We start from the raw sequence: 13628 nt of genomic DNA, 5'->3' as shown, positions 1-13628 counted from the left end.
TTTTTCCTGCTGAAATGGCAACACTAAGCACAGGTTCCTATTGACGGGGACGTGTGACGGGGGGCACACCGGGGTACGTTGGACGGGGTGACCAGGGTCCCCGGCGTCGGATTGTTGACCGCACCGCTTCGCGCCGCCGGGGCCGTGACCCGCACCGCCACCGCCGTCGCCCTCGAGGCGCTCGGCGGCCCCACCGCGCGCCGGTGTCAGGCGGTCGGCGACCGCCGCTGGGTCGAGGTGCGCGGCCTCGGCGGTGCGCACGCCGACGACATCGCGAAGGAAGTCGTCCGGGCCGTCGAGAGCACGCCCGGCGTGCGGACGGTCGCCCTCAACACCACCGTCGCGCGGATCGTGGTGACCGTCGACGGCGGCGGCCCCGGATTGCCGGATCTGCTGCGGATCGTCGACCGTGCCGAACGCGCCGCCGATGCCGCGGCGCGCGACGTCCAACCGATGAACCTGCCCGGCGACGATGCGGTGCTCGCGGCGCGCACCGGGGGTGCGGCGTTCGCCCTCGCCGGGGTCGGCCTCTCGGTGACCGCGACGATGCTGCGGTTGCGCGGACTGCCCGAAATCGTCTCCGCGGTACCGACGTTGGCCGACCACATGCCCCGGGTGCGTAAACAGGTCGAGAGCCGGCTCGGGCCCGACGGCACCGATCTGCTGTTCGCCGCCACGCACGCCGCCGCCGCGACGCTGGCGGTCTCCCCCGTCTCCGCCGTCGCCGAGGCCGCCCAGCGCACCATGCTCGCCGCCGAAGCCTGGAACGACCGCGCGGCATGGCGCAGGCACGAACCGGCCCTGGCGCGCCACGCCGCCGACGACCGCCCACCGACGAAACGGGTGTCCCCCGCCGAAGGCAAGCCCGAGCGGTACGCCGACCGGGCCGCCACGATCGGGGCCGTCGCGGGCCTGGCGCTCGGAATGGTGACCGGAAACCCCGCGAGCGCGGGCGAAGCGGCGGTGGTGGCGGCCCCGAAGGCGTTGCGCACCACCCGCGAAGCGTTCGCGTGCGCGCTGAGCCGCGGCCTGACCGCCCGCCACGACGGTCTCGTCCTGCACCCGCGCGCGTTGCGAACCCTCGACCGGATCGACACCGTCGTGATCGATCCGCGCGCACTGCACACCGACGACCTCATGGTCAGCCGGGTACGGGGCCTGACGAACTCACACCGCAGCCGGGCCTGGCAGGCCGCGCGCGCCGCACTGGCCGACGGGGCGATCGGCGGGGGCTGGCACCCCGTGTCGGAGATACCCGGTGCCGGCGACGAGGGCGAAGTTCTCGTCAGCCGGGTCCGAGACCCCTATGCGGCCGCCGTGGTCGCCGAGGCGCGCCGCACCCGGCCGCGGGTCGTGTCCATCGCCGACGACGGATTACGTTCGCTGGCACAGGGTTTCGACCACCTACACCCCGTCGGCGAGTCACCCGACGACGCGCTGGCCGAGGCCGTGGCCGCCGCGAAGGACGCGGGCGCCACCGTCCTGCTCATCACCACCGCCGACATGACCACCCCGCACGCGGCCGACGTCACCGTCGGCGTGCTCCGCGAAGGCCGACCGCCGCCGTGGAGCGCCGACCTGTTCGTCGACGACCTGACCGGCGCGTGGCGGATACTGCACGCCCTGCCCGCCGCGCGGGCGGCGAGCGAGAAGGGCGTCGAGCTGTCGCTGTCGAGTTCCTCGGTCGGCGCGCTGATGCTCATTCCCGGCGTGCCGGGCAGCGGTCCGTTGTCGGCGCACGCCGGCGCGATGGCGGGTCTGCTCTCCGGCGCCACGGCGGGCAACCGGGTCTTCCGCGACCCCTTACCCGGCGCCGAACCCGCGCACGAGTGGCATGCGCTGCCCAAAGACGAGGTCGCCGACCTGCTCCCCCGGCGCGACCGCTCCGCCGACGACCGGAGCGACCGCACTCTCGTCCCCGAACCCGTTGCGGCCCTGTGGTCCTACGCCACCGACTTCGTCGGGGAGGTGCGCGCCAACCTGGCCGACCCGCTCACCCCGATCCTGGCCACCGGTGCGATGGCCAGCGCGCTGCTCGGGTCACCGTTCGACGCCGCGCTCGTCGGCGGGGTGGTGCTCGGCAACGCCGCGTTGACCGCCGAACAACAGCTGCACGCCGAACGCACCCTGCGGCGGCTGCTGGCGGTGCAGGATCCGCCCGCCCGCCGCAGGCTCGGCGACACCGAGGCCGACGGGGACGAGGAGATCCCGGCCAACCGACTGCAGCCCGGCGACGTGATCGAGGTGCGCTCCGGTGAGGTCGTGCCCGCCGACGTCCGGCTGATCGAGGCGCACACCGTCGAGGTCGACGAATCGTCGCTGACCGGTGAGTCGTTGCCGGTGGCCAAGGAGACCGACCCGGCGCCGGGAGCCCCGCTGGCCGAACGGGTCTGCATGCTCTACGCCGGGTCCACGGTGGTCGCGGGCCGTGCGGTCGGGATCGTGACCGCGGTCGGCGCCCGCTCGGAGATGCAGCGCGCGCTGGCGATGGCGCCGTCGAAGTCGCGGGAGATCGGCCTGCAGGCACAGCTGCGCCGGATCACCGGGCGCATGCTGCCGTGGAGCCTGGCCGGCGGTGCGTTCGTCGGACTGCTGTCCGCATTGCGGCGCACCCCGCTGCGGGAATCGGCGGCCAGCGCCGTCGGGGTGATGGTGGCCGCCGTGCCCGAGGGGCTGCCCCTGGTCGCCACGCTGGCCCAGTTGGCCGCCGCACAGCGGCTGTCCGGGGAGTCGGTGCTGATCCGCAACCCGCACTCGGTCGAGGCGCTGGCGCGCGTACAGGTGGTGTGCTTCGACAAGACCGGCACGCTGAGCGAGAACCGCCTGCAGGTCAAGGCATTACGTCCGGTCGCGGGCTACACCGAGGCCGACGTGCTGACCAAGGCGGCCAGCACCGTCGTCGTCCGCAACGGTGAGCGCACCGAACACGCCACCGACGACGCGATCCTGCGCGCCGCGGGCGGTGCGGATCCCGAGGCCGGGACGCGCGAACCCGATGCGGTGCTGCCGTTCCAGTCCGGCCGTCCGTACGCCGCGACACTGACCGGCAACCGGCTCACGATCAAGGGGGCACCCGAGCGGATCGCCGCCGCGTTGGCCGAAGACGGCACCGCGCTCACCGCGTTGTTCGACGAGATGACCGCGCAGGGCCTGCGCGTGCTCGCCGTCGCCGAATGCGACCTCAGCGACACCGACGCGTGCGCGGCCGCCCAAGACCCCGAACGGCTGGAGAGGCTGTGCGCGAGCAACCTGCGGCCGGTGGGTGCGGTCGGACTGGCCGACACGCCGCGACCCGCCGCGCGGGATCTGCTGCGCGCCCTCGACGACCAGGGCATCGGCGTGCGGCTGATCACCGGCGACCATCCCGTCACCGCCGCCGTGGTGGCCGGCGACCTCGGGCTCGACGTCACTCCCGACGAGGTGGTCACCGGCGACGAGTGGGAGAACATGTCGGCCGACGAGCGCGCCACCGCGGTGGCCGAGCGCGCGGTGTTCGCGCGGATGACCCCGGAGCACAAGGTCGACGTCGTCCAGGCGCTCGAGGCCGGCGGTGTGGTGACCGCGATGGTCGGTGACGGCGCCAACGACGCCGCGGCGATCCGCGCGGCCAGCGTCGGGATCGGGGTGGCCGCCGCGGGTAGCGACCCGGCGCGCACCGCCGCCGACGTCATGCTGCTCGACGGGCACATCGAGGCGCTGCTCGACGCGATCGACGAGGGCAACCAGCTGTGGCGGCGCGTGCAGTCGGCGGTGTCGGTGTTGTTGGGCGGCAACGCCGGTGAGGTGTGCTTCGCGTTGATCAGCAGCCTGCTCACCGGCCGGTCGGTGCTCAACGCCCGACAGATGCTGCTGGTCAACATGCTCACCGACGCGTTGCCCGCCGCCGCGCTGGCGGTCAGCCCGCAGGCCGAGAACGGCACCGCCGACCGCGACGAGGCCGCGATGTGGCGGGCGATCGGGATCCGCGGTGCGGCCACCACGACGGGGGCGACGGCGGCCTGGCTGATGGCCAGCGTCACCGGGACCCCGCGGCGCGCGGCCACCGCCGCACTCATCGGTCTGGTGTCCACGCAGATGCTGCAGACGCTGCTGGACTCCCACGCGCCGCTGGTGGTCGCGACCAACGTCGCCACCTTCGCGACGATGATCGGGATCATCAGCACGCCGGTGATCAGCCAGCTGTTCGGCTGCACCCCGGTGGGGCCGTTCGCGTGGAGTCAGGCGTTCCTGGCCGCGGCGGGGGCGACGGCGCTGTCCGCACTCGCGCCCGCGGTGCTCGAACGCCTCACCGGCACAGTGTCAGTCGACGATCTCGATGACCCCGGCGCGGACCAGGACGGTGTAGATCTCGGTGAACGGCGGCGTGAGGACCCGGACGGCGCCGCCGAGGAGCGCATCCTGGCCGCTGCTGCGCACCAGGTCGGCAAGTAGGTTCCCCATGACTCACGACGCTAGAGCCGCCCGGGAAACGAAGGGTGACGAAGAGGTGGCCGGCGAGGTGTCCGGCGAGGTGTCCGGCGCCCCATCGCACCGTGACGTCGCGGCCCGGGTGGCCGGTGCCGAACGGTTCGCGGTCACGCTGCCGCTGCTCGGGCGGGTGCCGATCCCGCGGCCGGATCAACTCGCCTTCTACGCGGCGCTGGCGGGTCTGGTGGCGGTGGAACTGGTGGAGTGGCCGGTGGCCGTGGCGATCGGTGCGGGCCACGCCCTGGTCAGTCAGCGTCGGGAAAATCCGCACCAAACGGGCTAACAGCCGTAAAACTTACGGTACGTGCTGTCGACCCTCGTAAAATGTCTGTAGGATGATCGTGCTTCGGGTTCGCACGTTCGCCGCTGTCCGGATCTGCTGCAGCAGATCCTCGAGCGCACGTGCCGAACCCACCCGCACCAGCAGCACGTAGCTCTCGTCGCCGGCCACCGAGTGGCAGGACTCGATCTCCGCTATGTGTTCGAGCCGTGCGGGAGCATCATCGGGTTGAGACGGGTCGAGAGGGGTGATCGCGACGAACGCCGACAGCTGGTGTCCGACCGCTTCCGGGCTCAGCTTCGCCTGGTATCCGGTGACGACACCCCGCGCCTCCAACCGCCGCACCCGTGACTGCACCGCCGACACCGACAATCCCGCGCTGGCCGCCAGATGTGCGAGCGTGGCCCGCCCGTCGGTCACGAGTTCACGCGCCAGTATGCGATCGATCTCATCGAGCGGCGCAGGTGAATGCGGGTGCTCGTCGGGTTCACCCATGCGCGCACTGTAGCCGAGCCCACCACCCCCGAAACGCATACGACACCGAGAAACTCATCACCGACGACCGATCAGGACAGGGACAACAATGACCGCCACCTCCGCCCCCCCCACCGCGTCCGGCGTGCTGCCGACCGCCGACGAGCTCAGGGTCCGCGTCCGCGGCGCACTCGACGCGATCGGCGCCACCACAGCGCTGGGCGGTCCCGGGGAGGCCGGGCTGCCCGCCAGTACGCCGATCACCGGTGAGGTGCTGTTCACCGTCGCCGAGATGTCGCCCGCGCAGACCGACGCCACGATCGCCGCCGCCGCCGAGGCCTTCACGCAGTGGCGCACCACCCCGGCCCCGGTACGCGGCGCGCTGGTGGCCCGCCTGGGCGAACTGCTCACCGAACACAAGGCCGCGCTGGCGACACTGGTCACCGTCGAGGCGGGCAAGATCACCTCCGAGGCGCTCGGCGAGGTGCAGGAGATGATCGACATCTGCCAGTTCGCGGTCGGCCTGTCGCGTCAGCTGTACGGCAAGACGATCGCCTCCGAGCGCCCCGGCCACCGGCTCATGGAGACCTGGCATCCGCTCGGCGTGGTCGGGGTGATCACCGCGTTCAACTTCCCGGTCGCGGTGTGGTCGTGGAACACCGCGGTGGCGCTGGTGTGCGGCGACACGGTCGTGTGGAAGCCGTCCGAACTCACCCCGCTCACCGCGATCGCCTGTCAGGCCCTGGCGCAGCGGGCGGCCGCCGACGTCGGCGCACCGGCCGCGGTCGCCGGGCTGGTCCTCGGTGGCCGGGAGGTGGGCGAGGCGCTGGTCGACGATCCGCGCGTCGCGCTGCTGTCGGCGACGGGCTCGGTGCGGATGGGTCGGCAGGTGGGGCCCCGGGTGGCGCAGCGCTTTGGCAAGGCGCTGCTCGAACTCGGCGGCAACAACGCCGCAATCGTCACGCCGTCGGCGGACCTCGACCTCGCGGTGCGGGCCATCGTGTTCTCGGCGGCGGGTACCGCCGGACAGCGCTGTACGACGCTGCGCCGGCTGATCGCACACCGGTCGGTGGCCGATGAACTCGTCGAGCGGATCGCCGCCGCGTATCGCCAACTGCCCGTTGGTGATCCGTCAACGGACGGGACGCTGGTCGGCCCGCTCATCCACGAGACCGCCTACCGCGACATGGTCGCCGCCCTCGAGACCGCACGCGCCGACGGCGGTGAGGTGATCGGCGGTGAGCGCCGGATGTTCGACGGGGAGACGGGCGACACGTCGTACTACGTCACCCCGGCGGTGGTGCGGATGCCCGCCCAGACCGCGGTCGTGCACGCCGAGACGTTCGCCCCGATCCTCTACGTGTTGACCTACGACGACCTCGACGAGGCAATCGCGCTGAACAATGAGGTGCCACAAGGTCTTTCGTCGGCGATCTTCACCATGGACATGCGGGAGGCCGAACGCTTCCTGGCCGCCGACGGGTCGGACTGCGGTATCGCGAACGTCAACATCGGCACCTCGGGTGCCGAGATCGGCGGGGCGTTCGGCGGGGAGAAGCAGACCGGCGGCGGCCGCGAATCCGGGTCCGACGCGTGGAAGGCCTACATGCGGCGCGCCACCAACACGGTCAACTACTCCACCGAGTTGCCGCTGGCGCAAGGCGTGCACTTCGGCTAGCCGCTGCGGGCCTTCTTGCGCGGACGGCTCGCCGGCTCGACCGGTGCGGGGTCGGCGCCGGAGCGTCCGAGTTCGCGGGCCAGCAGCGCGGTGCCGCCGACGGCCACCAGCACCGGCCATTCCACCAGCCCGGCCGCGCCCACCGCGCCCAGGGTCAGCAGCGCCGCGGGTGTGGAGTGGCTGCCGCTGCTCAAACCCTGCCGCACCCCGCTCGCCGCGCCCTGCACACCGCCGACCACTCCGTTGACGGCCGCGCCGCCGACGGCGCCGGCGGCCGCGGCGGTCGCGTTGGCGGTTTCGGTGACCAGGCGGACCGCACCTCCGACGATGTTCATCGCATTCCTGCCTTCCCGGTCGGATGACCCCATGGTGCACCCGGGCGGTGCTTGATCGACGCGGGTTCGACAGGATCGGCCCATGGACATCGACAACAGCGTCGTGGCGATCACCGGGGCGGGTTCGGGTATCGGGCGCGCGCTGGCCGAGTCGTTCGCCGCCGCGGGGGCGGCGCGGTTGGTGCTCGGCGACGTCGACGACGCCGGACTCGCCGCCACCGCGCAGCGGCTGACGTCGACCGGGGCGGCCGTCACCACCCTGCACGCGGACGCGGGCTCGGCCGACGACATCGCAGCGATGATCGCCGAACCGGTGGACGTCTTCGTCGCCAACGCCGGGATCATGGGTGCCCCAGGGCTGGGCACCGAGGCGGACTGGGACCGGATCCTCGAGGTGAACGTGCGCGCCCACATCCGCGCCGCGATGCTGCTGGTGCCGCAGTGGCAGGCCCGCGGCCGCGGCCACTTCGTCGCCGTCGCGTCGGCGGCCGGCCTGCTCACCCAGCTCGGTGCGGCCGGGTATGCGGTGAGCAAGCACGCCGCCGTGGGCTTCGCCGAATGGCTGGCGGTGACCTACGGCGACGACGGGATCGGCGTGACGTGCGTGTGCCCGATGGGTGTCGACACCCCGCTGCTCGACGCGGTCCGCGACGCACCTGACCCCGACGCGCGGCTGAGCGGGAACTCGGTGGTCAGCGCGGGCACCGTGCTCAGCCCGGCAGAGGTGGCCGAGCAGACCGTCGCCGCCGTGCGCGACGGCCGCTTCCTGGTGCTCCCCCACCCCGAGGTGCGCGACATGCTGGCGGGCAAGGCGGCCGACCACGATCGGTGGATCGCGGGGATGCGGCGCTACCAGCGGTCGCTGTTGGGGTAGCACCGTCGAGCGTCGGGGTGTGCCACGCGTTTCTGTCCGACCCGTGACAGAACCCGACGCTGGGCGGCGCGGGGCACTTGTCGGGGGTACCCGGCACCATGGTGGAGATGACGCCACAACCCGCCGACGGTTTCTCCCGGTTCAGTCCGCTGACCCGGGAGTGGTTCGCGGGCACCTTCGTCGAACCCACCCCGGCCCAGGCGCAGGCCTGGTCGGCCATCGCCGACGGGGACAACACGCTGGTCATCGCCCCGACCGGATCCGGTAAGACGCTCGCGGCGTTCCTGTCGGCCATCGACCGGCTGGCGTCCTCGGAACCGCGGCCCGTCGGCGCGGGCACCCGGGTGCTGTACGTCTCCCCGCTCAAGGCGCTCGCCGTCGACGTCGAGCGCAACCTGCGCACCCCGCTGACCGGCATCGCCAGGGTGGCCGAACGACACGGCCAGACCCCGCCGAGCATCAGCGTCGGCGTGCGCTCCGGGGACACCACGCCCGCGCAGCGCCGTGAACTCGTCACCCGGCCGCCCGACATCCTCATCACCACGCCCGAATCGCTGTTCCTGATGTTGACGTCAGCGGCGCGCGACACCCTCGCCGAGGTGGAGACCGTCATCGTCGACGAGGTGCACGCCCTGGCGGCCACCAAGCGCGGCGCGCATCTGGCGCTGTCGCTGGAACGGCTCGACCAGCTGATGGACCGGCCCGCGCAGCGCATCGGGCTGTCCGCGACCGTGCGCCCGCCCGAGGAGGTGGCCCGGTTCCTGTCCGGCCACGCCCCGACGACCATCGTGGCCCCGCCGGCCGCCAAGACCTTCGACCTGTCGGTGCACGTGCCGGTGCCCGATATGGCCGACCTCGAGAACAACACGATCTGGCCCGACGTCGAGGAGCAGATCGTCGACCTGGTCGAGGCGCACCGCTCCTCGATCGTGTTCGCGAACTCACGCCGGCTGGCCGAACGGTTGACGTCGCGGCTCAACGAGATCCATGCCGAACGCACCGGGACCGAACTCGACGGCCGCAACGACAAGGTGGGCGGCGGGGCCCCCGCCCAGTTGATGGGCAGCGGGCAGAGTTTCGGGGCCGACCCGCTGCTCGCCAAGGCCCACCACGGGTCGGTCAGCAAGGAACAGCGCGCGATCGTCGAAGACGACCTGAAGAGCGGCAGGCTCAAGGCCGTCGTCGCCACGTCGAGTCTGGAACTCGGCATCGACATGGGCGCGGTCGACCTCGTCATCCAGGTCGAGTCCCCGCCATCGGTGGCCAGCGGTCTGCAGCGCGTCGGCCGGGCCGGCCACCAGGTCGGCGAGATCTCCCAGGGTGTGCTGTTCCCCAAACACCGCACCGACCTCATCGGCTGCGCGGTCACCGTGCAGCGCATGCTCGGCGGTCAGATCGAGAGTATGCGCGTACCCGCCAACCCACTCGACGTGCTCGCTCAGCACACTGTGGCGGCCGCGGCGCTCGAACCCCTCGACGCCGACCGCTGGTTCGACGCGGTGCGGCGCAGCGCGCCGTTCGCGACGCTGCCGCGCAGCGCGTTCGAGGCGACGCTGGACCTGCTGTCGGGCAAGTACCCGTCGACGGAGTTCGCCGAACTGCGGCCCCGGCTCGTATACGACCGGGATGCCGGCACGCTGACCGCGCGGCCGGGTGCGCAGCGGCTGGCCGTCACCTCCGGCGGCGCGATCCCCGACCGCGGACTGTTCACCGTCTATCTCGCCACCGAGTCCGAGAAGCCCTCGCGCGTGGGCGAATTGGACGAGGAGATGGTTTACGAGTCGCGGCCGGGCGACGTCATCTCGCTGGGCGCGACGAGTTGGCGGATCACCGAGATCACCCACGACCGCGTGCTGGTGATCCCCGCGCCGGGTCAGCCCGCGCGGCTGCCGTTCTGGCGCGGCGACGGTGTCGGGCGGCCCGCCGAACTGGGCGCCGCGGTCGGCGCGTTCACCGGGGAGCTCGCCGCGCTGGGCGCCGACGCGTTCGCCGAACGCTGCCGCACCATGGGGTTCAACGACTACGCCACCGACAACCTCTTCCGGCTGCTCGACGATCAGAAGCAGGCCACCGGCACGGTGCCCACCGACACCACCTTCGTCGTCGAGCGGTTCCGCGACGAACTCGGCGACTGGCGGATCATCCTGCACTCCCCCTACGGGTTGCGGGTGCACGGCCCGCTCGCGCTGGCGGTCGGGCGGCGGCTGCGCGAACGGTACGGCATCGACGAGAAGCCGACCGCCTCCGACGACGGCATCATCGTCCGGCTCCCTGACACCGACTTCGACGGCGGCGCAACGTCGTTCGCGGAGCTGTTCGTCTTCGACGCCGATGAGATCGAACCGCTGGTGACCGCGGAGGTCGGCGGGTCGGCGCTGTTCGCGTCGCGGTTCCGCGAATGCGCGGCGCGGGCACTGCTGCTGCCGCGACGCAATCCGGGTAAGCGTTCCCCGCTGTGGCATCAGCGGCAGCGCGCCGCGCAGCTGCTCGACGTCGCCCGCAAGTACCCCGACTTCCCGATCGTGCTCGAGGCCGTCCGCGAATGCCTGCAGGACGTCTACGACGTGCCCGCTCTGGTCGAGGTGATGCACCGGATCGCGCAGCGCCGCCTGCGGGTGGTCGAGGTGGAGACCACCACGCCGTCGCCGTTCGCGGCCTCGCTGCTGTTCGGCTACGTCGGCGCGTTCATGTACGAGGGCGACAGCCCGCTGGCCGAACGCCGCGCCGCCGCACTGTCGTTGGACAGCACACTGCTCGCCGAACTGCTCGGCCGCGTCGAGCTGCGCGAGCTGCTCGACGCCGACGTCATCGCCGCCACGGGCCGTCAGTTGCAGCACCTCGCCGAGGACCGCCGCGCCAAGGACGCCGAAGGGGTCGCCGACCTGCTGCGGCTCCTCGGCCCGTTGACCGTCGAGGAGATCGCCGAACGCGCCACCACCGACGACGTCGGCGGCTGGCTGGAGGCCCTGCGGTCGGCCAAGCGGGTGGTGACGGTGTCCTACGCCGGACGGACGTGGTGGGTGGCGATCGAGGATGTCGGCCTGCTGCGCGACGGCGTCGGGATCGCGGTGCCCGTCGGTGTGCCGATCTCGTTCCTCGATCCGGTGGTCGATCCGCTGGGTGAGCTGATCGGTCGGTACGCGCGCACCCACGGGCCGTTCACCACCGCGGAGGCGGCGGCCCGGTTCGGTCTCGGGCTGCGGGTCACCGGCGATGTACTGGGCCGGATGACGGTCGACGGCCGGCTGGTGCGCGGCGAGTTCACCGACGCACCCTCCGGTGATCCGGCGGGCACCGAACAGTGGTGCGACGGTGACGTGCTCAAGATCCTGCGCCGCCGCTCGCTCGCCGCGCTGCGAGCCCAGGTCGAGCCGGTCAGCACCACCGCCTACGCCCGCTTCCTGCCAGCGTGGCAGCACGTCGGGTCGACGCACAGCGCGGGGATCGACGGGCTCGCCTCGGCACTCGATCAGCTCGCCGGTGTGCCGATCCCGGCGTCGGCGGTGGAACCGCTGGTGCTCTCGCAGCGGGTGCGCGACTACCAGCCCGCGATGCTCGACGAACTGCTGGCCGGTGGCGAGTTCATGTGGTCGGGTACTGGTCAGATCGGCGGCGGCGACGGCTGGATCGCCTTCCACCACGCCGAGGCCGCACCGCTGACGCTGACCGCCCCGGTCGAACTCGAGTTCACCGACACCCACCGCGCCATCATGGAGATCCTCGGTGCTGGCGGCGCGTATTTTTTCCGTCAACTTGCCGGAGGCGACTCGGAGACCTTCAAAACCGCACTGTGGGAACTGATCTGGGCCGGATGGGTCACCGGCGACACGTTCGCCCCGGTCCGCGCGATGCTGTCGGGGAGTCGACGGTCCACGGGCAGGCGGGGCGCTCCGGCGCACCGGCAGCGGGCCCGGCCGCCGCGGTTGAGCAGTTACAGCATCGCCCACGCGCAGACCCGCACCAGCGACCCGACTGTGGCGGGCCGATGGTCGGCGATGCCCCCCGCCGAGCCGGATTCCACGGTGCGCGCGCACTTTTCGGCCGAACTGCTGCTCAACCGGCACGGTGTGCTGACCAAGGGCGCCGCCGTCGCCGAAGGCGTGCCGGGCGGGTTCGCGATGCTGTACAAGGTGCTCAAGGCCTTCGAGGAGACCGGCCGCTGTCAGCGCGGCTACTTCGTCGAATCGCTGGGCGGGGCGCAGTTCGCGGTGGCCTCGACGGTCGACCGGCTGCGTACCTATCTCGACGAGGTCGACCAGGACCGCCGCGAGTACAACGCGGTGGTGCTCGCCGCGGCCGACCCGGCCAATCCGTACGGGGCGGCGCTGCCGTGGCCGGTGCGCACCCCCGACGGTGAGGCGGAGGGGTCGCACCGGCCCGGCCGCAAGGCGGGTGCGCTGGTCGCGCTCGTCGACGGCGAGCTCGCGTGGTTCCTCGAGCGGGGCGGCCGGTCGCTGCTGAGTTTCACCGACGACGCCGACGCGCAGTTGGCCGCGGCGGCCGCGCTGGCCGATCTGGTGGGCCGGGGCCGGGTGCAGACGCTGCTCGTCGAGAAGGTCAACGGGGTGGGGGTGCTGGAACCCGGGCAGGGCGGGGTGCGCGCGGCCGTGCAGGATGCGTTGACGGGGGCGGGGTTCAGCCGGACCCCCCGCGGTCTGAGATTGAGGTGAGCGGCGCCGATGCCCGAAGGTGACACGGTCTACCGCACCGCCACCGCGCTGCGCGACGGCCTCGAGGGTAAGACGTTGACCCGCTGCGACGTCCGCGTCCCACGCTACGCGACCGTGGACTTGAGCGGGCACGTCGTCGACGAGGTGCTCAGCCGCGGCAAGCACCTGTTCATCCGCGTCGGCCCGGCCAGCATCCACTCGCACCTGAAGATGGAGGGCAGCTGGAAGGTGGTGCCCGCGTCGCGGCCGAGCCGCGCCGGCTACCGGATCCGCATCATCCTCGAGGCCGGCGAAGGCGAGCAGGCGGTGCAGGCCGCGGGCATCGACCTCGGCGTCCTGGAGATCCTCGACCGCGACCACGACATGGACGCGGTCGCGCACCTCGGGCCCGATCTGCTCGGCGACGATTGGGAACCCCGCGTCGCCGCGCAGAACCTCGTCGCCGATCCGGAGCGTCCGCTGTCGGCGGCGCTGCTCGACCAGCGCAACCTCGCCGGGGTCGGCAACGTCTACGCCAACGAGCTGTGCTTCATCTTCGGCCACCTGCCGACCGCGCCGGTCAGCGCGGTCGCCGATCCGCTGCGCGTCGTCCAGCGGGCGCGAGACATGTTGTGGCTGAACCGGTCCCGATGGAACCGCACCACCACCGGCGACACCCGACCGGGCCGCGACGTGTGGGTGTACGGCCGGGCCGGCAAGCCGTGCCGCCGCTGTGGGACACCGATCAAACGGGACGGCGACGGGGACCGGGTCACCTACTGGTGCCCGCACTGCCAGCACTGACCCGCGAATCGACGAGACTACGGTTGTTGACGCATTTCGGGCGAGATCGCGCAACAACCGTAGTCTC

Annotated in this window: 8 protein-coding genes; 6 read left to right on the top strand and 2 right to left on the bottom strand. The window is 72.2% G+C overall.

What is annotated here, in order from left to right:
- Window positions 1-87 precede the first annotated feature (87 nt).
- Entirely contained in the window at window positions 88-4431 is a 4344-nt protein-coding gene (locus AU194_RS01960) for a cation-translocating P-type ATPase (protein WP_231743122.1), read from the top strand.
- A 7-nt stretch (window positions 4432-4438) separates the two neighbouring features.
- The gene (locus tag AU194_RS01955; RefSeq protein ID WP_369804014.1) at window positions 4439-4750 is read left to right on the top strand and encodes a hypothetical protein; all 312 of its coding nucleotides are present in this window, start codon (window positions 4439-4441) and stop codon (window positions 4748-4750) included.
- A gap of 12 nt (window positions 4751-4762) precedes the next feature.
- Here the strand turns inward: AU194_RS01955 and AU194_RS01950 are convergent, their stop codons facing one another.
- Window positions 4763-5242, bottom strand: a complete 480-nt coding sequence (locus tag AU194_RS01950; protein WP_059087673.1) for an Lrp/AsnC family transcriptional regulator — start codon at window positions 5240-5242, stop codon at window positions 4763-4765.
- Window positions 5243-5330: 88 nt separating this feature from the next.
- Between AU194_RS01950 and AU194_RS01945 the strand changes: the two genes are divergently transcribed.
- The gene (locus tag AU194_RS01945; RefSeq protein WP_059087547.1) at window positions 5331-6899 is read left to right on the top strand and encodes an aldehyde dehydrogenase family protein; all 1569 of its coding nucleotides are present in this window, start codon (window positions 5331-5333) and stop codon (window positions 6897-6899) included.
- Here AU194_RS01945 and AU194_RS01940 read toward each other — a convergent pair.
- Window positions 6896-7234, bottom strand: coding sequence for a hypothetical protein (locus AU194_RS01940; RefSeq protein WP_059087546.1), 339 nt, complete (start codon window positions 7232-7234; stop codon window positions 6896-6898). The two genes, AU194_RS01945 and AU194_RS01940, sit on opposite strands and share 4 nt — an antisense overlap.
- A gap of 82 nt (window positions 7235-7316) precedes the next feature.
- On the opposite strand from AU194_RS01940, the gene AU194_RS01935 reads away from it, so the two are divergent.
- The 3 genes from AU194_RS01935 (at window position 7317) to nei2 (ending at window position 13561) form a co-directional block, all read left to right on the top strand.
- Window positions 7317-8108, top strand: coding sequence for an SDR family oxidoreductase (locus tag AU194_RS01935; RefSeq protein WP_059087545.1), 792 nt, complete (start codon window positions 7317-7319; stop codon window positions 8106-8108).
- A 107-nt stretch (window positions 8109-8215) separates the two neighbouring features.
- Window positions 8216-12778, top strand: a complete 4563-nt coding sequence (locus AU194_RS01930) for an ATP-dependent helicase (protein WP_059087672.1) — start codon at window positions 8216-8218, stop codon at window positions 12776-12778.
- Between the two features lie 9 nt (window positions 12779-12787).
- Window positions 12788-13561: an endonuclease VIII Nei2 gene (nei2, locus tag AU194_RS01925; RefSeq protein ID WP_059087544.1), complete on the top strand. Its 774-nt coding sequence runs from the start codon at window positions 12788-12790 to the stop codon at window positions 13559-13561.
- Window positions 13562-13628 lie beyond the last annotated feature (67 nt).

Origin of the sequence: Mycobacterium sp. GA-2829, from assembly GCF_001499965.1 — a bacterium.
Classification (GTDB): domain Bacteria; phylum Actinomycetota; class Actinomycetes; order Mycobacteriales; family Mycobacteriaceae; genus Mycobacterium.
The sequence above is the reverse complement of the archived record's forward strand: the minus strand, read 5'-3'. Positions and strand labels throughout refer to the sequence as shown.

Coding starts and splice junctions, on each gene's coding strand:
- AU194_RS01945 (WP_059087547.1), top strand. CDS start 5,331: ATGACCGCCACCTCCGCCCCCCCCACCGCGTCCGGCGTGCTGCCGACC.
- AU194_RS01955 (WP_369804014.1), top strand. CDS start 4,439: ATGACTCACGACGCTAGAGCCGCCCGGGAAACGAAGGGTGACGAAGAG.
- AU194_RS01940 (WP_059087546.1), bottom strand. CDS start 7,234: ATGAACATCGTCGGAGGTGCGGTCCGCCTGGTCACCGAAACCGCCAAC.
- AU194_RS01935 (WP_059087545.1), top strand. CDS start 7,317: ATGGACATCGACAACAGCGTCGTGGCGATCACCGGGGCGGGTTCGGGT.
- nei2 (WP_059087544.1), top strand. CDS start 12,788: ATGCCCGAAGGTGACACGGTCTACCGCACCGCCACCGCGCTGCGCGAC.
- AU194_RS01930 (WP_059087672.1), top strand. CDS start 8,216: ATGACGCCACAACCCGCCGACGGTTTCTCCCGGTTCAGTCCGCTGACC.
- AU194_RS01950 (WP_059087673.1), bottom strand. CDS start 5,242: ATGGGTGAACCCGACGAGCACCCGCATTCACCTGCGCCGCTCGATGAG.